This is a genomic window from Ensifer sp. ENS09 (assembly GCF_014852425.1).
In the GTDB taxonomy this organism is placed as follows: Bacteria; Pseudomonadota; Alphaproteobacteria; order Rhizobiales; family Rhizobiaceae; genus Ensifer.
This window is the reverse complement of sequence record NZ_JACVBP010000002.1, coordinates 344,058-362,820: the sequence shown is the minus strand read 5'-3', so window position 1 is coordinate 362,820 and position 18,763 is coordinate 344,058. Positions and strand designations below refer to the sequence as shown.

Genomic DNA, 18,763 nt, shown 5'->3' with positions numbered 1-18,763 from the left:
GCCGCGCGGAATGCGGAAGGCGCGCGGACGTCCGCGCGCTGATTGAGACCTACCTCAGGTGCGGTCCGGGATCCTGACCGAAATGATGGTCCCGACATTCTCGGTCGAGTGTATTCTCATGCTGCCGCCGTGTAGGCGGGTGAGCGAACGCGAGATCGCGAGCCCCAGGCCGGATCCGCCCTTGCTCTTGGCGTACTGGCTCTGCACCTGTTCGAAGGGCTGGCCGATCTTCTGAAGCGCGTCGCGCGGAATGCCGATGCCGGAATCGGCGATGGTGAGTGTCACCGCGCCCGTCACCTTGCGTGCCCGAAGCGAAATCCGCCCGCCCTCATTGGTGAACTTGACCGCATTGGACAGGAGGTTGAGCAGCACCTGCTTCATGGCCCGCCGATCGGCGACCATGGTCAGGCCCGACGAGATCTGCTGCACCACGTGAATGTTCTTCTGCTCGGCCGGTATCGTCGTAAAGCGCAGCGTTTCCTCGATGAGGGGCGCGAGATCGATCGTCTCGCGGCTGATGCGCATGTGCCCGGCCTCGATCTTCGACATGTCGAGGATGTCGTTGATGACGTTCAAGAGATGCTTGCCGCTCTCATGGATGTCGCGCGAATACTCGTTGTACTTCTCCGAGCCGAGCGGCCCGAACATCTGGTTCTGCAGGATCTCCGAGAAGCCGAGGATGGCGTTGAGCGGCGTGCGCAGCTCATGCGACATGTTCGCGAGGAACTCGGACTTGGCGCGGTTGGCCGCTTCCGCGCGGTCCTTTTCGACCTGGTAGTTGGAATTGGCGATCGAAAGCTCTGTCTTCTGCCGCTCCAGCGTCATGCGCGAGGCCGAGAGGTCGCCGATGGTGGCCATCAGCCGCCGTTCGGATTCGCGCAGGCGCACCTGGTGGCGCTTCAGGAGCGTGATGTCGGTGCCGACGGAAACAAGGCCGCCGTCGCGCGTGCGCCGCTCGTTGATCTGCAGCCAGCGCTCGTCCGCAAGCTGGACTTCGCTCGTCTGCGACTGGTTGCTGTGATCCGGGTCGGCGATCCGCCGCTCGACCACTGGCCGCGCTGCCGCCGTATGGACGGCAATGCGTTCGGTGCCGGGAACCAGCACATGATCGGGAAGCTTGTAGGCCTCCTGGAAGTGGGTGTTGCACATCACAAGGCGGTCGTGCTTGTCCCAGAGCACGAAGGCTTCGGAGGTACATTCGATGGCGTCGGCAAGCCGCTGGTCGGCCTCGGCGTAGCGCTGGGCAAGCCGGTGCTGTTCGGTCACGTCCATGGCGATGCCGATCAGATGCGCCCGGCCAGAGGCGGTGCGGATAATCTCGGCGCGGGCGCGCAGCCACACATAGTGACCATCCGCATGGCGCATGCGGAACACCTGGTCGATCTGGCGCGCGTCGCCGCGGGCGATCGTGCGGGCGACGCTGTAGATGCCGTGATCGTCAGGGTGCATCAAACGTGCGGCGTCGCCGAAGGAGAGCACGCTGCTTTCGCCGGGCATGCCGAGCATTTCGTACATCGAGCGCGACCAGAACAGCCGCCGGTTGGCGAGATCGAAATCCCAGAGGCCGCAGCGGCCGCGCGAGAGCGCCGTCTCGACCCGCAGGTTCGATTCGGCAAAGACGGAATCGGCATCGCGGGCGCGTTTTGCCTGGATGTAATAGGCGTAGAGCACCATCAAGAGGATGGCCGAGATGCCGGCAAACAGCGTGACGTTCAGCGAAACCTCGTCTCGCCAGGTCGTCTCGAGCTGGGTGACCGGCGTTGCGGCCAGCACGACGCCAGCCGCATCGGGCAGCTGCGCCAGCGCCACGATGTGGTCGGCGCCGGCGATCGCCGTTTTCATGATGCTCGAATGCTCGCCGAAATATTGCAGCGTCGCGATGTCGGGCGCGGCCGCGGCGAGCGTGCGGCCGATGAGCGGGCCACCGCCTTCCGTGCTTGCAAAGATCCGCCCGTCCTTGCGAACCGCGAGGATGAACGTGCCGGGGTCGAGCATGCCGGTCGGCAGAAACTGGCTGAAGCGTTGCTCCGCCTCGGCACGCCGGCCCTCATCGAACAGCGCGACGCCGTCCGTCTGGAAGGCGGCAACGGCGATCGCCGCCGCAAGGCCGACGGTCTGGCGCGAGCTTTCCTCCATGCGGGCGTGCTCGTCCATGATGCTGGACATGCGCGAAACCGCCACGATAATCAGGAACGCAATGATCAGGATCGGGATGGAGCGCTTGAGAACGGGCTCCGCGTTTGCCAGGCGGCGCGAAGCCGGCCCGGCAAAGATCTTCGCCTGCGAGATAAACTCCTGCTCCAGGCCGGTGACGCCTGGAAGCTTGAGTCGCAACCGCCCGTCGGCTGCGCTCGCTGGTCGCGCGTCCGCCATCTTTCCCAATGCTCTAAACCCTCTGATGATTCGGCGCGCCGCTCGCCCGAATCTGACTCAATGAATCACAGGGCGATTCGCCTTGTCCAGAGGCGCTGGTAAAGATTTGTTAACCATTTCTTATCGTTGGAAAATAATAAGCCGGGTCGCGCTACAGCGCCGCGCGTCTTAGTCAGACGCGCAAAGGCCGCTGTAACACTTTGATTTGCTGCATGTCTTTTCCCTTAAATCGAGGTCGATTTAAGGAGACATGCAGTAGCGGCCCGGCCCCAGGAAAATCAGGCTTTGGCGATGCTCAGGCCTTGAGCATGCGCTCGACGATGTCGCCGACATCGGCCGAAAGTTTCGATGCGCTGGCGATCTCCTTCAGCGCCTTGCGGGCATGCCCGGCACGCTTGTCCTCCAGCGAACGCCAGGAGCGCATGGAGGTCAGGATGCGGGCCGCAAGCTGCGGATTGCGCGGGTCGATGTCGAGAATCTGGCGCGCGAGGAAGCGGTAGCCTTCGCCGTCGGCGCGGTTGAAGCCGGTGGGGTTGGCAAAGGCGTAGGTGCCCACCAGCGAGCGGACGCGGTTCGGATTGTTGCCGTTGAACAGCGGCTCGTTCATCAGCGCCTTGATGCGATCGAGCGTTCCAGCGCCCGGGATCGTCGCCTGCACGGCGAACCACTTGTCGATGACGAGCGCGTTGTCGGCGAAACGCGTGCGGAATGTTGCAAGCGCCTCTGCCGCTTCGGCCGAATCCGGGAAGCGGTGCGCGAGCAACGCCAGCGCATGGCTGAAATCGGTCATGTTGTTGGCCGCCGCAAAGGCCTTCGCCGCACGCTCAGGGCCGTCGTCGGCCTGAACGAGGTAGGTGAGCGCGCTGTTGCGCAGTGCCCGCCTGCCGGCGCTTGCCGCATCCGGGCTGAACTCGCCGCCGGAGACGAGCTCGTCGGCGAGCTTGAGGAAGGTGTCGCGCCCGGCGACGGCAACGGCCGTCAGGATCTGCTGGCGGGCCGCGTGGATTGCGTCCGGATCGTTGTTGGTGCCGATCTCGCGGGCGATATCGGATTCGCTCGGCAGTGCCAGCGCCTGCGAACGGAAGGCCGGCTCGAGGCTGTCGTCGGCGGCGGCCCGGATCAGGCCGTCGATTAGCGCCTTGTCCGCGGTGACCGGCTTGCCGGCGCGGACATTCGCCGTCGCCTCGACGAGATTGCCAAGCGCGATGGCGTTGAGCGCCTGCCAGCGGGCGAAGAGGTCGCTTTCGTGGTGTGCGATCAGCGCGAGGTCGTCGGCGCTCTGCTCGATATGCAGGTTGATCGGCGCGGAGAAGCTGCGGTTGAACGACGGAACCGGGCGCGAGGGGATGCCCGAGAAGACGACCGTCTGCTTGCGCTCCGTCAGATGCAGGACATCGTCGGTCATGTCGGCGCCGGAAACGGCGGTACGGGCCGCTTCGCTGCCGTTTTCGAGCAGCAGACCCATCTTCAGCGGAATGTGCATCGCTTCCTTGGCGCTCTGTCCGGGCGTCGGCGGCACGGTCTGTTCGAGCGAAAGGGTAAAGGTCTGCTTGGCGGCGTCATAGACGCCCGAAGCGGTGACCAGCGGCGTTCCGGCCTGATGATACCAGAGTGCGAACTGGCGCAGATCTCGACCGCTTGCCGCCTCGAAGCAGGCGACGAAATCCTCGATCGTCACCGCCTGGCCGTCGTGCCGGTCGAAATAGAGATCCATGCCTTTCTTGAACAGATCGCGGCCGAGAATGGTCGCGATCATGCGGGTGACTTCCGATCCTTTTTCATAGACGGTCGTCGTGTAGAAGTTGTTGATTTCGCGGTATTTCGTCGGACGCACCGGGTGGGCAAGGGGACCGGCATCCTCGGGGAACTGCTCCGACTTCAGATGACGCACTTCGGCAATGCGCTTGACTGCGCGCGAGCGCATGTCGGCGGAGAATTCGTGGTCACGATAGACCGTCAGGCCTTCCTTCAGGCAGAGCTGGAACCAGTCGCGGCAGGTGATGCGGTTGCCGGTCCAGTTGTGGAAATATTCGTGCGCGATGATCGCCTCGATATTGGCGTAGTCCGCATCGGTCGCCGTTTCCGGGTCCGCAAGCACGTATTTGTCGTTGAAGACGTTGAGGCCCTTGTTCTCCATGGCGCCCATGTTGAAGTCGGAGACGGCGACGATCATGAAGATGTCGAGGTCGTATTCGCGACCGAAGGCCTCTTCGTCCCACTTCATCGAGCGCTTGAGCGCATCCATGGCATAGGAGGCGCGGGGCTCCTTGCCGTGTTCGACATAGATCTTCAGCGCAACGTCGCGGCCGGACATGGTCGTGATGGTATCCTCGACCACGCCGAGATCGCCGGCGACCAGCGCAAAGAGATAGCTCGGCTTCGGATGCGGATCGAACCAGGCGGCGAAGTGACGGCCGTCGCCCATGTCGGCGCCGCCGAGATAGTTGCCGTTCGAAAGCAGGAGGGGAGAGGACGCCTTGTCGGCGATGATGTTGACCGTGTAGACGGCGAGCACATCCGGACGATCGGGGAAATAGGTGATGCGGCGGAAGCCTTCGGCTTCGCACTGGGTGCTGTAGACGCCGTTGGTGCGGTAAAGCCCCATCAACTGCGTATTGGTCTCGGGAGAAAGCAGGGTGGTGATGGTGATTTCGAACGGGGCGGTTTCGGGCAGGCCGCGGATCGTCAGCGTATCGTCGGCGACATCGTAGAGCGACGTCGCAAGCTCTTCCTGGTCGAGCAGCAGGCCGGTCATGGTCAACTCGTCGCCATCGAGCACGAGCGGCGCGGCACTGTCGACACCTTCGCGGCGATGGAAGATCAGCCGGGCCTCGACCTTGGTCTCCTTCGGGTCTAGCTCGAAGGTCAGATCCACTCTCTCCAGAACGAAGTCGGTCGGCCGGTAGTCTTCCAGATGAATGATCTGGCCAGTATTTGTCCGCATGGTCAGTCCCGCTTGCACCGTTCTACTGGAGAATTTGTAGAGGGCGCCTGTGATGGTGAAAAGGCCAAGGGGCGAAAAGCTGGGCTGTGCCACACGATTGTGATGCCGGCGACCGCACTTCCGGCAGAAAAGACATGGCGTCCGTTAATCTTCCCGCTCCCTTATCGGACCGATGTGTACCGAAGTGGGACTAACAAGACATGAATTGGAAAGGTTTTTTTCGGGGCGGCTAAAGAAAAGCCGGCCGCCCTACTGTCGAAGGTTAATCGATCAAGAAAAAACGTCATTCATCACGAAGTTTGATCCGACTTTCCTGCGAAGCGTCGCTAAGGTGATGGGGTCCTGCAGCGGTTCTCTCCGCTGAAAAATCTCCAAACCAGCCCGCGTGCCTGCTGATTGCCGGTCAAGGCTGTTCGAAAAGTGCCCTCAATGAATGCGGAAGTCGAAAGCCCGATGAAGGGGATCCTGCTCAAGGTCCTTTCCGTCGTCATTTTCGTTTGCATGTCGACGCTGATCAAGGCGGCCGGAAACGAGATCGCCACCGGCCAGATCACCTTCTACCGCTCGGCCTTCGCCATGGTGCCGATCCTCGGCTATCTCGCTCTTCGCGGACAGTTGCGCGACGCTTTCAAGACCAAGGACATCACCGGCCATATCGCTCGCGGCTTCATCGGCATTCTCGCAATGAGCTTCGGCTTCTACGGTCTTGTGCACCTGCCGCTGCCTGAAGCCATCGCCATCGGCTATGCCATGCCGCTGATCGCGGTCGCCTTCGCCGCAATCTTTCTCGGCGAATCCGTCCGGCTTTATCGATGGTCGGCGGTCGTCATCGGGCTGGTCGGGGTGATGATCATCACCTGGCCGCGGCTGACGCTGTTCGAAGAGGGGGGCTTCGGTTCGTTCGAGGCCATGGGGGCGGCCGCTGTGCTGGTCTCGGCGGCGCTCGGCGCCGTTGCGATGGTGCTGGTGCGAAAGCTCGTCAAGAATGAGCGTACCCACACGATCGTGCTCTATTTTTCGCTGTCGGCTTCGGTCTTCTCTCTCGCGACCTTGCCTTTCGGCTGGCCGTCGATTTCGCGCGAAGCCTTCCTGCTCTTGATGTTTGCCGGTTTCTGCGGCGGTGTCGCCCAGATCCTTCTGACCGAGAGCTATCGCCATGCCGACATGTCGACGATCGCACCGTTCGAATACACCTCGATCGTGCTCGGCCTGATCATCGGATACTTCCTGTTCGACGATATACCGACGGCCACCATGCTTGTCGGCACAGCCATCGTCGTCGGCGCCGGCATCTTCATCATCTTTCGCGAGCACCGGCTCGGCCTCGAGCGCCGGGGCGCCCGCAAGCATGTGACGCCGCAGGGCTGAGCCACGGCCTATGGCCGCGGGTTTTCCCAGGCCGGGACCGTGTCGTCGTCGATCAGCGGTTCCTGTGCCGCCTGCAGGGCAACGGGGCTCGTCACATCGGGGCCGGGTGTCGGCATGACGCTCGTCGCCTGGAAGTCGGTCTTGACGACGAGCCCCTTGTGCTGCTCGCGCCGCAGAATGCGCCAGGCGGCATAGCCGCCATAGAGCGCGAAGTAGACGGCAAGGACGAGAAACAGCGCCGCCGGGCCGAAACGGTCCATGACCGGACCGACCATGAGCGGGCCGGAAATCGTGCCGAGCCCGTAGGTGATCATCAAGCCTGAGGACGTCTCGACATATTCGTTGGGCTTGGCAAGGTCGTTGGCATGCGCGACGTTCAGCGCGTAGATCGGGAAGAGCACCGATCCGACGAAGGCGGCGATGATGTAGAGAACGGCGGGCTGGCTGCCAATCGACGCCGACATCACCAGGCACGAGATGACGCCGACGATGCCGCAGCCGACCATGACGATGCGCCGGTCGATCTTGTCGGAAAGACGCCCGATCGGGATCTGCGAGAGGGCGCTACCCGTCAGAAGCGAGGCGAGCAGTGTGGCGCCTTCCGCCGTCGATAGCCCGATCTTCTGGGTGAAGACGCCGCCGAGGTTCAGCCAGGCCCCCGACAGCGCGCCGGCGAGGAAACCGCCGACGACGGCAACCGGCGAGCGGCGAAAGAGGGCGGGGATATCGAACTTCGCCTGCGCCGGCGGCGCCGGCATGGGGGATGAGGAGAGCGCCGTCGGCAGCAACGCCAGCGAGAAGAGCACGCTGCAGAGCATGAACAGTGACGTGTTGGTCGGATCGCCGAGCGGCACCATGTATTGTCCGCCGATCGTGCCGACCATCGTCGTGATCAGGTAGAGCGAAAAGAGCAGGCCGCGGTTTTCATTGGTGACGCGCTCGTTGAGCCAACTCTCGATGACGAGATAGCTGCCGGAGATGGCAAAGCCGGCAATGGCGCGGAACACGATCCAGGCGCGCCAGTCGACAATGAGGCCGCAGAGCAGGATCGCGATGGAGAGCAGGGTGATCAGCGCGGTAAAGACGCGCACATGGCCAACACGCAGTACGAATTTCGGCGTGACGACGCAGGAGATCGTGAAGCCGACCGTATAGCCGGTGGCAATCACCGAGACCGTCAGCGTCGACCAGTTCTCCGCGACGGAGCGCACGGGGATAACATAGCTCTGCAGGCCGAAGCCGACCATCATGAGCAGGGTCGACACCATCAGGCTGAAGACGGAAGCGAGGCTGGCCAGCATCGGCGCTCCTGGAAACGTGGCGCTTCGTCATTTGTCCGATGACAAGCAAACGCAGATGGAGCGAGGAACGGTCTGGCGGGACCGGATGAGCCTGACACTCCTTAGTCGGGACGAGTGTGGCTCTATCCAGTTTTCTACGCCCTGTCGATTGCGACAGGCGATGGCAAAAAGGCGGTGTGTTGGTCTTCGGGCAGCGATCAGTTCGGCAGCAGCGGGCTTACGGCCATGCGATGGGCGCGGCGTGCATCCTGCTTGGTGCTGAGAACGGTGTATTCGCGCGAGGCGCGCACGGCCGTACCGATGTCGTAGATCGAATCGAGCAGGACCTTGAGGCTGGCGATTGGCTTGGTCATGGGTTCGTTCCTTTCTTCGTGCCGGGTCAAACGACGTGTCACGCGATACGCAAGGCCGCGTATCGCGTGGGGATCAGCGCTGGATGAAGTCGGCGAAAATCTGCGCCGGACGGGTGGTCCGGGCGAGGCCGATCGCGGTCATCTGCTCGTTGGCTGCCGTGCCAAAGCGGTTGAACGGCGTCCGGTAAGCAGCGCCGGTGTGGCGGAGCGTCTCAAAGCTGCTGTGGATCGGACGAAAGCGGGCAGTCATGGTTCAATTTCCTTAAATTCCATTCCTCCCGTGTCAATATATTGCGCTGCAACATACCATTTTGCAATGCGTCAAAATGCGCCGCTGATATGCGCAGGCCGCATGGCTTTCTTCATACTTTGTTCATGAAACGGGCAGGCGGGCGAGAGCACCATCCGGGCAGGGCGCTTTCCTCGGGATCAGCCGTGAATGCGGGCCTTGAAGGCAAGCAGGTCCTGCCAGACGAAGCGCTTGTTGATCGGCGCGGTCACCAGGTCTTGCGGATGCAGGGTGGCAAGGGTCGGCACGTTGATGCCGCCGATCGCAAGCTCGCGCCATTCGCCGCGAAGCTGGTGGATCGTGTCGTTGCCGCCGAAGAAGAAACGGGCGGTGAAATTGCCGAGCAGCAGCAGATGCTTGGGCTCTGCCAGTGCGATCTGGCGTTCGATGAAGGGGCGGCAGATGTCAGCCTCGCGCGCCGTCGGTACGCGGTTGCCCGGCGGGCGCCAGGGCACGACGTTGCTGAGCAGCACGCCTTCGCGCGTAAGGCCGATGCCGGCGATCATCCGGGTCAGCATCTCGCCGAGGCGGCCGGCAAAGGGCTGGCCGTCGCGATCGTCGTCGGCATAGGGCATCGGGCCGACGATCATGATGCCGCTTGCCGCATCACCCTCGGCAAAGACCAGATTGCGGGCGCTGTTCCTGAGATTGCAGCCGGCAAAACCTTCCATCGCAACGCGGAGCTCGCCGAGCGACCGGGCCGATTCGGCGGCAAAGCGCGCCTCTTCGATCGCCTGCGCATCGGGAATGGCAACCGCAGGGGCGTTCGCGACGGGGGCCGATGCGCGGGAAGGCGTGGGGGCAGCGGCCGCCGGTGTCTGGCGCGCAGCCGGTTGCGAGGCGGGTGCCTCCGCCCGGTTGCTGGTTGCCGTCGCGCGGGCACTGCCGCGCGCTGCCTTCATCGCCTCGAATTCGGCGAAACGGTCGACCGGCTCCTCTTCCAGCAGCCATTCGACGCCCGCATCGCCGTGGAAGGCGAGGAGGGCGGCAAGCTGCGCCGGAGAGAGGTCGTGGGCGGAAATCATGGCCGCCAACCTAGCCCATAAGCGGCCGGACCGGAACCGCTTTTCCGGCGCTCGGCCCTCCTATCCAAGGTCATGCACATCGGGCCCGCGCGTCGCCTCAGGCTGCGTTCGCGGTCCAGTGGGCGATGTCCTCGTGCTCGCCGATCAGCGCCAGGCCGTGGGCGATCGACAGCAGTTCGCCGCCGCTTTCGATCCGGTCGGCATCGAAGCGCCGCTCGAAGATGGCGCGTACGGCTGGAACGAAGGAGGTGCCGCCGGTCAAGAACACCTTGTCGATCGTCTCGGGTGCCGTTGCGGTCGACTGCAGCACGTCGTCGAGCGCGCCTTCGATGCGGGCGAGCTCCGGTGCGATCCAGCCTTCGAAATCGCTGCGGCGAACGGTGCGGCGCGACATCTCGCCGAGCGGCGCGAAATAGAACTCGGTCTCGTCCTGCTTCGACAGCTGCATCTTGGTTGCCGAGATCGCGTTGTAGAGCGGGTAACCTTCGTCATGCTCGATCAGGTCGACGAAGGCCTCCAGCTTTTCCGGCTCCAGGCTCTGGCGCACCAGCTTCTTCAGATCCGTGAAATCTTTCAGTGTCTTGAAGATCGAAAGCTGATTCCAGCGGCCGAAATTCGCGTAGTAGTTCGACGGCACTTCAAGCAGCTTGTCGAAGCTCTTGAACAGACTCCCCTTTCCTATCAGCGGCGAGACGACGTTGTCGATGATGCGGAAGTCGAAGTGGTCGCCGGCGATGCCGACGCCCGAATGGCCGATCGGGGTTGCCGTCAGGCGTCCGGCCTTGGTCTCGAAGCGGATCAGCGAATAGTCGGTCGTGCCGCCGCCGAAGTCGGCGACGAGCACGGTCGCATCCTGCTTCAGGTTCTGGGCGAAGTAAAAGGCCGCTGCCACCGGCTCGTAGACGTAGTGCACTTCCGGGAAGCCGAATTCGGAGAGGGCCGCACCGTAGCGCTCGAGCGCCAGCGCCGGGTCGGGGCTGGAGCCGGCAAAGTGCACCGGACGCCCGACGACGATGCGGCTGTATTGGTCCGCCCAGCCGTCGCCGGCATAGTCGCGCAGCTTGGTCAGGAACACGCGCATCAGGTCTTCGAAGCTGTGGCGCTTGGCAAAGACCTGGGTGCCCTGGAAGAGCGGGCTTGCGGCAAAGGTCTTGATCGACTGCAGGAAGCGACAGTCGCCGGGATTGTCGATGAAGGCGCGGATGGCGGCCTGACCCGCCTCGACCTTCAGCGCCTGGGCGCCAAGCTTGGCATCCTTCATGAAGGAGAGGGCAGTACGCATGGCGTCGGTGGAGCCGGCGAGGCTGTCGAAGTGCATCGAATGGGTCGTGTCGCCCGCGGCAACCGCCAGAACGGAATTGGTGGTGCCGAAATCAAAGCCGAGTGCCTTGACCATGAGTGTCTCCTTGCGTCTGGCGTCGCTTCGCCGCCCGGAGCCAGCCGGCAGGCGCGCGACGCAACATGAATTCCGTGGGCCGCTCTCAGGGATCGTTGGGCGGCCGGCTGCAAAGCCGAAAGACACGCCGTCCGGACGCCGAGAGGCGCCTTGCCGCGTGCCGATTGCGAATGGGGTGTGCCAGCGCGTACCGCTGGAAGGGTGCGGCGGCCTCGTCGCACGGCTCTTCGGCAAAAGCAAGGCCGCATGAGTAGTAGCTTCGCTGCGCGACAAATTGATATATTTACGTTTACGTACACGTCATATAGATATTTGCCCTATACTCATGACCTCATGCGCAAAAGCGGGCATCGTCTGTCGCATCCCGGCTCGACAAGCCAAACTGCATTTGCCATGACGGAATGATATGCCCTGGGAACTGAGCCGGCAGAAGACCGGTGAGACTGGAGAGACGGTATGACCGAACAAGACCTGCCCGAACGCGAGAGCATGGAGTTCGACGTTGTGATCGTGGGTGCGGGACCGGCGGGTCTTGCAGCGGCGATCCGGCTGAAGCAGGTCAATCCGGAGCTTTCGGTCGTCGTGCTCGAAAAGGGCGCCGAGGTCGGCGCGCATATTCTGTCGGGTGCGGTCGTCGATCCGATCGGCATCGATAGGCTGCTGCCCGACTGGCGTAAGGACGCCGACCATCCGTTCAAGACCGAAGTGAAGGACGACCACTTCCTGTTCTTGGGCCCGGCCGGCTCGATCCGCCTGCCGAACTTTTTGATGCCGCCGCTGATGAACAATCACGGCAACTACATCGTCTCGCTCGGAAACGTCTGTCGCTGGCTGGCGACAAAGGCGGAAGAACTCGGCGTCGAGATCTATCCGGGCTTTGCCGCAACCGAAGTGCTCTACAACGATGAGGGTGCCGTCATCGGTGTCGCCACCGGCGACATGGGCATCGAGCGCAACGGCGAGCCGGGACCGAACTTCGCCCGCGGCATGGCGCTGCTCGGCAAGTACACGCTGATCGGCGAGGGCGTGCGCGGCTCTCTCGCCAAGCAGCTGATCGCCAAGTTCGATCTCTCCAGGGATAGCGACGTCCAGAAGTTCGGCATCGGCCTCAAAGAACTCTGGCAGGTGAAGCCGGAAAACCATCGTCCGGGCCTGGTGCAGCACTCCTTCGGCTGGCCGCTCGGCATGAAGACCGGTGGCGGCTCGTTCCTCTACCACCTCGAAGACAACATGGTCGCCGTCGGCTTCGTCGTGCACCTCAACTACAAGAACCCCTATCTCTTCCCGTTCGAGGAGTTCCAGCGCTTCAAGACGCATCCGGCGATCCGCGGCACGTTCGAGGGCGGCAAGCGTCTCTCCTATGGCGCGCGTGCGATCACCGAGGGCGGCTATCAGTCGGTGCCGAAGCTGTCCTTCCCCGGCGGCGCGCTGATCGGCTGTTCGGCCGGTCTCGTCAACGTGCCGCGCATCAAGGGCAGCCACAATGCGGTGCTCTCGGGCATTCTCGCAGCGGAAAAGCTGGCGGCCGCAATCGAAGCGGGTCGGGCCAATGACGAGCCGATCGAGATCGAACGCGGCTGGCGCGACAGCGCCATCGGCCAGGACCTGAAGCGGGTCAGGAACGTCAAGCCGCTATGGTCGAAGTTCGGCACGGCGATCGGCGTTGGGCTCGGTGGTCTCGACATGTGGACCAACCAGCTGTTCGGCTTCTCCTTCTTCGGCACGCTGAAGCATGGGCGAACCGATGCGCAGTCGCTCGAGCCGGCAGCCCAGCACCAGAAGATCGACTATCCGAAGCCGGACGGGGTTCTGACCTTCGACCGGCTCTCCTCGGTGTTCCTGTCGAACACCAACCATGAGGAGGACCAGCCGGTCCATCTCAAGGTGAAGGACATGGATCTGCAGAAGCGCTCCGAGCATGACGTCTATGCCGGCCCGTCGACGCGCTACTGTCCGGCCGGTGTCTACGAGTGGGTAGAGAAGGACGGAAAAGACGTCTTCGTCATCAACGCGCAGAACTGCGTGCACTGCAAGACCTGCGACATCAAGGACCCGAACCAGAACATCAACTGGGTGCCGCCCCAAGGCGGCGAAGGCCCGGTCTATCCGAACATGTGAGTTCGGGAGGGACTTAAGACCTGCGGGCCATTGAGGTTCACAAAGGCGCCGGCGGCCATTGGTCACGGCGCCTTTGTCGTTTCACGCCTTTACCCAGGCACGATCGACGAAATCGGCAATCAGCGGCGCGATCTCCGGCAGCTTTTCTTCCAGGGCGAAGTGGCCGGTGTCGAACAGGTGGAGCTCGGCCTCGGGAAGGTCGGTGGGGAAGGCGCGGGCGCCCTTTTCCGTGAAGAAGGGATCGTTGCGTCCCCAGGTGATCAGGGTCGGTGGTTGTTCGCGGCGCAGCCACTCCTGCCATTCGCCGTAACGGGCAAGGTTGCTCTTGTAGTCGAAGGCCAGGTCGATTTGCGGCTGGCGGCGGTCCGGTTGATCGAGGAAGTGCTGATCCATGGTCCAGCCATCCGGTGCGATCAGGTCCGGGTCCTTCGTCCCGCCGACATATTGCGCGCGGGTCATTTCCAAGGTCAAAAGCTGCCGCACCTGCTCTTCAGCGCCTTCGTCTTCGGGCGTGAGCGCAATGAAGTCGCGGGCAATGTCCGAAAGCCCCTCCAGATAGGCATTGCCGTTCTGGACGATCAGCCCGGCGATGCGCTCGGGGTGCCGGCTTGCAAGCCGAAACCCGACGGGTGCGCCGAAATCGAAGGTGTAGAGGACGAAGCGCTTCAGCGCGAGCGCATCGACGAACGCCTCCATGACGTCCGCCAGCCTGTCGAAACTATAGGCAAAACTGCCGCCTTCGTTCGTCGAGGTCGGCGCGTCGCTATGCCCGAAGCCCGGATAATCAGGTGCAATCAGCCGGTAGTCGCTGCCAAGCGCGTCCATTAGCCGACGGTACTGGTGGGAAGATGAGGGGAAACCGTGCAGCAGCAGGACCGTCGGGGCGTCGGCCAGCACTCCGGCCGGTATGCTCTCGCGGTAGAAGATGCGGACGCCTCCGGCTTCGATGAACCGGTGGTGGATCGATGGAATGCTATGCCTGTTCATTTAACACTCCTAGTTTTGACTTTTATGCATTAGAATTGCGCTGGAAAATCTAATGTGTCAATATCGAAATCATGCATTATGTGAGGGCCGCATGGATCTGGTTCCGTTTGTCGGGGAGCCCCTTTCTCTCGATCTCGTCAACACCCGCCCCTGGAGTGCGAGCGGCCGTACCGATCTCCTCGCGGCCGATGGCGGGCTGACGCATTGGCTGGCGTTGGAGAGGGGCCGTCTGCCTGATCTCGCGCTTGCCGGCATCGGTGCGACCGGCACCGACGATCTCGCGCCAGTCCTTGCCGTCCGTTCGCATGTGGCGTCGGCGATCGCGCATGTGATGGACGGGCAACCTGTTCCGGCAGCGGACATCGACGGCCTTAACGCGGCGATGCGGTCAGCACCGGTCGTCCGCCGTCTCGATTGGACCGATCCGCCGCGGCTCGTCAGTGAAAGAACGGCGGAGCCCATGGTACAACTGGCCGGCTTCTTCGCCGAGGACGCCGCGGCGCTTCTCGCCGGCGCGGACGCCAGGCTGATCCGCAAATGCGAGGCCGAGGATTGCGTCATGCTGTTCGTCGGCAGCAATGCGAGGCGGCGCTGGTGCTCGGCGGCGCGTTGCGGAAACCGGGTGCGCGTGTCGCGCTATTACCAGCGCAGCAAAACGTCCTGACGCGCACTTCGACGATGCGCAAATATTAGGAAAGGCACCCGTTGACGCAAATGGGAAAGTCCTTGCCGGAAAAGCCCGTTAGCTTTCATGGTGTCATCGGCTTGACGCCGACGGATCTGCAGGCCGTTCGGTCCCTGTTGTCTTGAGTTGGACCGAGCCCTGTGACGCTGTCGATCCCCGCGGTGAGATCGGCAGTGCGACGGGATGCACCGCCAAAACAAGGGAACGGAAATGAAGAAGCTTCTTGCAACGACTTGCCTGGCCGCAGGCCTCCTCGGCCTCGCCGGCGCAGCTTCGGCCGCCGAATGCGGCGACGTGACGATCGCCAACATGAACTGGCAGAGCGCCGAGGTGCTGGCGAGTGTCGACAAGATCATCCTGACGGAAGGCTACGGCTGCAATGCCGAACTGGTGGTTGGCGACACCGTGCCGACGATCACCTCGATGATCGAAAAGGGACAGCCGGATGTCGCACCGGAAGGCTGGGTCGACCTGCTTCCCGACGTCGTCAATCGCGGCCTTGAGGAAGGCAAGCTCGTCGGCGCGGCGATCGCGCTCTCCGATGGCGCCGTACAGGGCTGGTGGGTGCCGAAATACATCGTCGACGCCAATCCCGACATCAAGACGATCGATGATGCCCTGAAGCACAAGGAGCTGTTCCCGGATCCGGAAGACGCAAGCAAGGGCGCCGTCTTCAACGGCCCGCAGGGCTGGGGCGGCACGGTCGTGACGACGCAGCTCTACAAGGCCTATGGCGGCGAAGCGGCTGGCTTCACGCTGGTCGATACCGGTTCGGCCGCAGGCCTCGATGGCTCGATCGCCAAGGCCTATGAGCGCAAGCAGGGCTGGGTCGGCTACTACTGGGCGCCGACGGCTCTTCTCGGCAAGTACGAGATGGTGAAGCTCGAACATGGCGTGGCCGCCGATCCGGCCGAATGGAAGCGCTGCAACACGGTCGCCGACTGCCCGGATCCGAAGAAGAACGACTGGCCGAAGGACAAGGTTCAGACGCTCGTGACCAAGGGCTTCGCCGATCGTGCTGGCCCGGCGATGGACTATCTCAACAAGCGCGCCTGGACCAACGATACGGTCAACAAGCTGATGGCCTGGATGACCGACAACCAGGCGAGCGGCGAGGAGGGCGCCAAGCACTTCCTGCAGGAAAACCCGGATATCTGGACCCCGTGGGTTTCGCCGGAGGTTGCCGAAAAGGTGAAGGCCGCGCTCTGATCGCGACGGTCATAGCCAGCGGGCGGCGCAGTCATATGCGCCGCCTCTTCGTTCGAGGTCCGGCAAAGGCAAAACAACAATCGCGGCCGGCGAAATCTGAAGGGGAAATGGAATGGACTGGTTGACCCAGTTTCCACACATGGATGACGAGAGCCTGAGAGCCTTGAAAAAGGCGATCGACGAGGGATTTCGCGGCTTCACGCGCGCCTATGGCGACGCGATCGAAGGCTTCTTCGAGCCCTTGCAGTTCTTTCTCATCCAGTCGGAGCGCTTCATGACGAAGACGCCCTGGCCGATCATTCTGATCTTGATCGCTTTCATCGCCTGGGTGGCAAGCCGCAACTGGAAGATCGTCGCCGGCTGCATCGGCACGCTGCTTTTGATCGGCTACTTCGATATGTGGGACGACACGATGAAGACGGTCTCGATGATCTTCGTCTGCACCGTGCTGTCGATCGCCATCGGCATTCCGATCGGTATCGTCATGTCCCGTTCGGACCGGTTCCAGAACATCGTCAACCCGATCCTCGACGTCATGCAGACGATGCCGAGTTTCGTCTATCTGATCCCCGTCGTGATGCTGCTCGGCATCGGTAAGGTGCCGGGGCTGATCGCCGTCGTCATTTACGCGATCCCGCCGATGATTCGCCTGACGAACCTTGGCATTCGCCTCGTCGACAAGGACGTGCTGGAGGCGGCAGATGCCTTCGGTTCGTCGGGGTGGCAGAAGCTCAAGAACGTGCAGATGCCGCTCGCCTTGCCGACGATCATGGCCGGCATCAACCAGACGATCATGATGGCGCTGGCCATGGTGGTCATCGCCTCGATGATCGGCGTTCAAGGCCTCGGCCAGCCAGTGCTGAAGGCGATTGCCAACCAGTACTTCACCCTCGGCATCTTCAACGGGATGGCGATCGTCGGCATTGCCATCATCTTTGACCGCGTCAGCCAGGCCTATGGCCATCGGCTGCAGAAGCATCGCGAAATCATCCACGGCTGAGCCTTGTCGATCGGAAGAAAAAGGAAGGCCCCGGACGCGAAGAGCGCCGGGGCCTTTGTCATTTCGGGAAACTTCCAGGCTCTCAGCTGCGGGCGGAGAGAATGCCGGTCGAAAGTGCGACGCCGGTTGCGGTGACGACGGCGGCGAGGATCTCGAAGGGGCCGATCTGTTCGCCGAGCAGGATGGCGCCGCCGATCATCGCCAGGACCGGTGTCAGCGCCGTGAAGGCGGCAGCCTGCGTGCCGCCGAGGCTCTTCACGGCAAAGCCGTAGGCTACCATGGCGACGAGGCCGGACAGGATGCCCTGGCTGGTGACTTGCAGGGCGATCTCCTGGAGCGGAACGCTGGCGAGGGTGGTTCCGAACCAGGCGGCGAGTCCCAGATGGATCAGGAACGACCAGATGGCGATCAGGGCGCTTCCCCGCAGCGGGCTGAGGCCGGAGCGGCGGAAGGCATGGGTATAGATCGCCCAGAGGGTGGCAGCCGTCGGCAGCAGCGCGTATCCGCTCCAGCCGGTCGATGCCGCGCTACCGAGGCTGCGCGTCAGGAGGATGGCGACGCCGGCAAGGATCGCAGCAAAGCCGAGCACGCGCATCCGGTCCGGCCGCTCGCCGAAGACCGTGATGCCGATGAGGGCGGTCGCAAGCGGCATCGAACCGCCGAGCAGAACGCCAACCGAGGAGGCTGGAACGGAATGGATCGCAAAGGCGGAGACCTGGAAGAACAGGGCGCCCGAGCCGGCGACCATGAGAACCAGCAACAGGACCGGCAGGTTGCGCGGCAGCAGCCCGGTCTTCAGCCAGACCGGGGCAAGCAGCAGCGCCGGCACGCCGTAGCGGATCAGGCCGAGATCGATCGTGCCAAACGCGGTGCCGGCGGAATGGCGGGTCGCCAGTATCCAGCCCGCCCAGATGAGGACGGTTATGAACGCACCGGCATAGCCGGTGGCGACAGGCGTCGTATTGCCGCGATCGAGAGCGAGCGCAACCATTTGAATTTCCTTCCCGAATTGGATACCTGAGAGGCTTTGGGGTCTGGAAGGAAGATTACGCCCTGACAGCGGGGCATGTCCTTGCGATTTGTGCCCGAAATAGACTACTGTCAGCAACAATGTGCCAATAATGACATCTGAAGTTTGTAAAAATGCCAAGCCTCGATAAATTCGATCTCGCCATCCTTAGAATCCTTCAGGAGGACGCGCGCGCAACGAACGTCGAGATTGCCGAGAAGGTCAATCTTTCGCCGTCGCCCTGCCTGCGACGCATTCGCAACCTGGAAAAATCCGGCATTCTGCGCGGCTACAGGGCGGACATCGATCGCAAGGAAGCCGGTCTCGGGTTGACGGTCTTCGTCGAAATCAAGGTCGGGCGCCATAGCCGCGAGAGCGCACAGCAGCAACAGGAGGCGCTGCTCGCCATCCCCGAGGTGGTGTCCTGCTTTCTGATCTCCGGCAATGCCGATTTCCTCGCCGAGGTCGTCGTCGAGGATCTGCCCGCCTACGAGAAGCTCTTGACCGAGACGTTGCTGGCCTTGCCCGGCGTCACCGACATCCGGTCCAATTTCGCGATCCGCTCGATCAAGACAGGCGGGCCGCTGAAGCTGCCGGAGCCGCGCTGATCGCTGCGCTGCCGTGACACTTCGCTTCTGTTGTAACGGTCGTGATGGAGCGCTTGAAGGGTCCGGCGCTCCCGTTAAGTTTCGGTAAGGTTCTGGAA

Annotated in this window: 15 protein-coding genes; 6 read left to right on the top strand and 9 right to left on the bottom strand. The window is 62.9% G+C overall.

The features are described from left to right. Nucleotides 1-54 precede the first annotated feature (54 nt). Both IB267_RS09890 and pepN read right to left on the bottom strand, forming a co-directional pair. Nucleotides 55-2,382: a PAS domain-containing sensor histidine kinase gene (locus IB267_RS09890; RefSeq protein ID WP_192447446.1), complete on the bottom strand. Its 2,328-nt coding sequence runs from the start codon at nt 2,380-2,382 to the stop codon at nt 55-57. A gap of 286 nt (nt 2,383-2,668) precedes the next feature. After that, on the bottom strand, nt 2,669-5,317 hold the full coding sequence (gene pepN / locus IB267_RS09885; protein ID WP_192447445.1) for an aminopeptidase N: 2,649 nt from the start codon (nt 5,315-5,317) through the stop codon (nt 2,669-2,671). Between the two features lie 429 nt (nt 5,318-5,746). Here pepN and IB267_RS09880 point away from each other — a divergent pair, with 429 nt between their 5' ends. Further along, nucleotides 5,747-6,685: a DMT family transporter gene (locus IB267_RS09880; protein ID WP_043625738.1), complete on the top strand. Its 939-nt coding sequence runs from the start codon at nt 5,747-5,749 to the stop codon at nt 6,683-6,685. Nucleotides 6,686-6,693: 8 nt separating this feature from the next. Here IB267_RS09880 and IB267_RS09875 read toward each other — a convergent pair whose 3' ends face one another. From IB267_RS09875 to IB267_RS09855, 5 genes are all read right to left on the bottom strand, one after another. Further along, the gene (locus tag IB267_RS09875) at nt 6,694-7,986 is read right to left on the bottom strand and encodes an MFS transporter (protein ID WP_192447444.1); all 1,293 of its coding nucleotides are present in this window, start codon (nt 7,984-7,986) and stop codon (nt 6,694-6,696) included. Nucleotides 7,987-8,183: 197 nt separating this feature from the next. Next, nucleotides 8,184-8,339 carry a hypothetical protein gene (locus IB267_RS09870; protein ID WP_192447443.1) on the bottom strand — a complete coding sequence of 52 codons (156 nt, stop codon included), beginning with the start codon at nt 8,337-8,339 and terminating at the stop codon, nt 8,184-8,186. 73 nt (nt 8,340-8,412) lie between these two features. Next, the gene (locus IB267_RS09865; protein ID WP_089043882.1) at nt 8,413-8,589 is read right to left on the bottom strand and encodes a hypothetical protein; all 177 of its coding nucleotides are present in this window, start codon (nt 8,587-8,589) and stop codon (nt 8,413-8,415) included. A gap of 179 nt (nt 8,590-8,768) precedes the next feature. Next, the gene (locus IB267_RS09860; protein ID WP_192447442.1) at nt 8,769-9,653 is read right to left on the bottom strand and encodes a uracil-DNA glycosylase family protein; all 885 of its coding nucleotides are present in this window, start codon (nt 9,651-9,653) and stop codon (nt 8,769-8,771) included. Nucleotides 9,654-9,750: 97 nt separating this feature from the next. Beyond that, nucleotides 9,751-11,049 (bottom strand): Hsp70 family protein, encoded by a 1,299-nt coding sequence (locus tag IB267_RS09855; RefSeq protein WP_192447441.1) that lies wholly within the window; start codon nt 11,047-11,049, stop codon nt 9,751-9,753. A 456-nt stretch (nt 11,050-11,505) separates the two neighbouring features. On the opposite strand from IB267_RS09855, the gene IB267_RS09850 reads away from it, so the two are divergent. Beyond that, nucleotides 11,506-13,167, top strand: coding sequence for an electron transfer flavoprotein-ubiquinone oxidoreductase (locus IB267_RS09850; protein WP_192447440.1), 1,662 nt, complete (start codon nt 11,506-11,508; stop codon nt 13,165-13,167). An 81-nt stretch (nt 13,168-13,248) separates the two neighbouring features. On the opposite strand, the gene IB267_RS09845 is transcribed toward IB267_RS09850, so the two are convergent. Next, on the bottom strand, nt 13,249-14,154 hold the full coding sequence (locus IB267_RS09845) for an alpha/beta fold hydrolase (RefSeq protein ID WP_192447439.1): 906 nt from the start codon (nt 14,152-14,154) through the stop codon (nt 13,249-13,251). Between the two features lie 91 nt (nt 14,155-14,245). On the opposite strand from IB267_RS09845, the gene IB267_RS09840 reads away from it, so the two are divergent. The 3 genes from IB267_RS09840 to IB267_RS09830 all read left to right on the top strand — a co-directional run bounded on the left by IB267_RS09840 (nt 14,246) and on the right by IB267_RS09830 (nt 17,048). Beyond that, nucleotides 14,246-14,818 (top strand): ABATE domain-containing protein, encoded by a 573-nt coding sequence (locus IB267_RS09840; RefSeq protein ID WP_192447438.1) that lies wholly within the window; start codon nt 14,246-14,248, stop codon nt 14,816-14,818. A 231-nt stretch (nt 14,819-15,049) separates the two neighbouring features. Continuing rightward, nucleotides 15,050-16,048 (top strand): ABC transporter substrate-binding protein, encoded by a 999-nt coding sequence (locus tag IB267_RS09835; RefSeq protein WP_192447437.1) that lies wholly within the window; start codon nt 15,050-15,052, stop codon nt 16,046-16,048. Between the two features lie 112 nt (nt 16,049-16,160). Then, on the top strand, nt 16,161-17,048 hold the full coding sequence (locus IB267_RS09830) for a proline/glycine betaine ABC transporter permease (protein WP_043611179.1): 888 nt from the start codon (nt 16,161-16,163) through the stop codon (nt 17,046-17,048). Nucleotides 17,049-17,130: 82 nt separating this feature from the next. On the opposite strand, the gene IB267_RS09825 is transcribed toward IB267_RS09830, so the two are convergent. Beyond that, nucleotides 17,131-18,039, bottom strand: coding sequence for a DMT family transporter (locus IB267_RS09825; protein ID WP_192447436.1), 909 nt, complete (start codon nt 18,037-18,039; stop codon nt 17,131-17,133). A gap of 152 nt (nt 18,040-18,191) precedes the next feature. On the opposite strand from IB267_RS09825, the gene IB267_RS09820 reads away from it, so the two are divergent. Beyond that, nucleotides 18,192-18,665 carry an Lrp/AsnC family transcriptional regulator gene (locus IB267_RS09820; protein WP_113189672.1) on the top strand — a complete coding sequence of 158 codons (474 nt, stop codon included), beginning with the start codon at nt 18,192-18,194 and terminating at the stop codon, nt 18,663-18,665. The last annotated feature ends 98 nt before the right edge of the window (nt 18,666-18,763 follow it).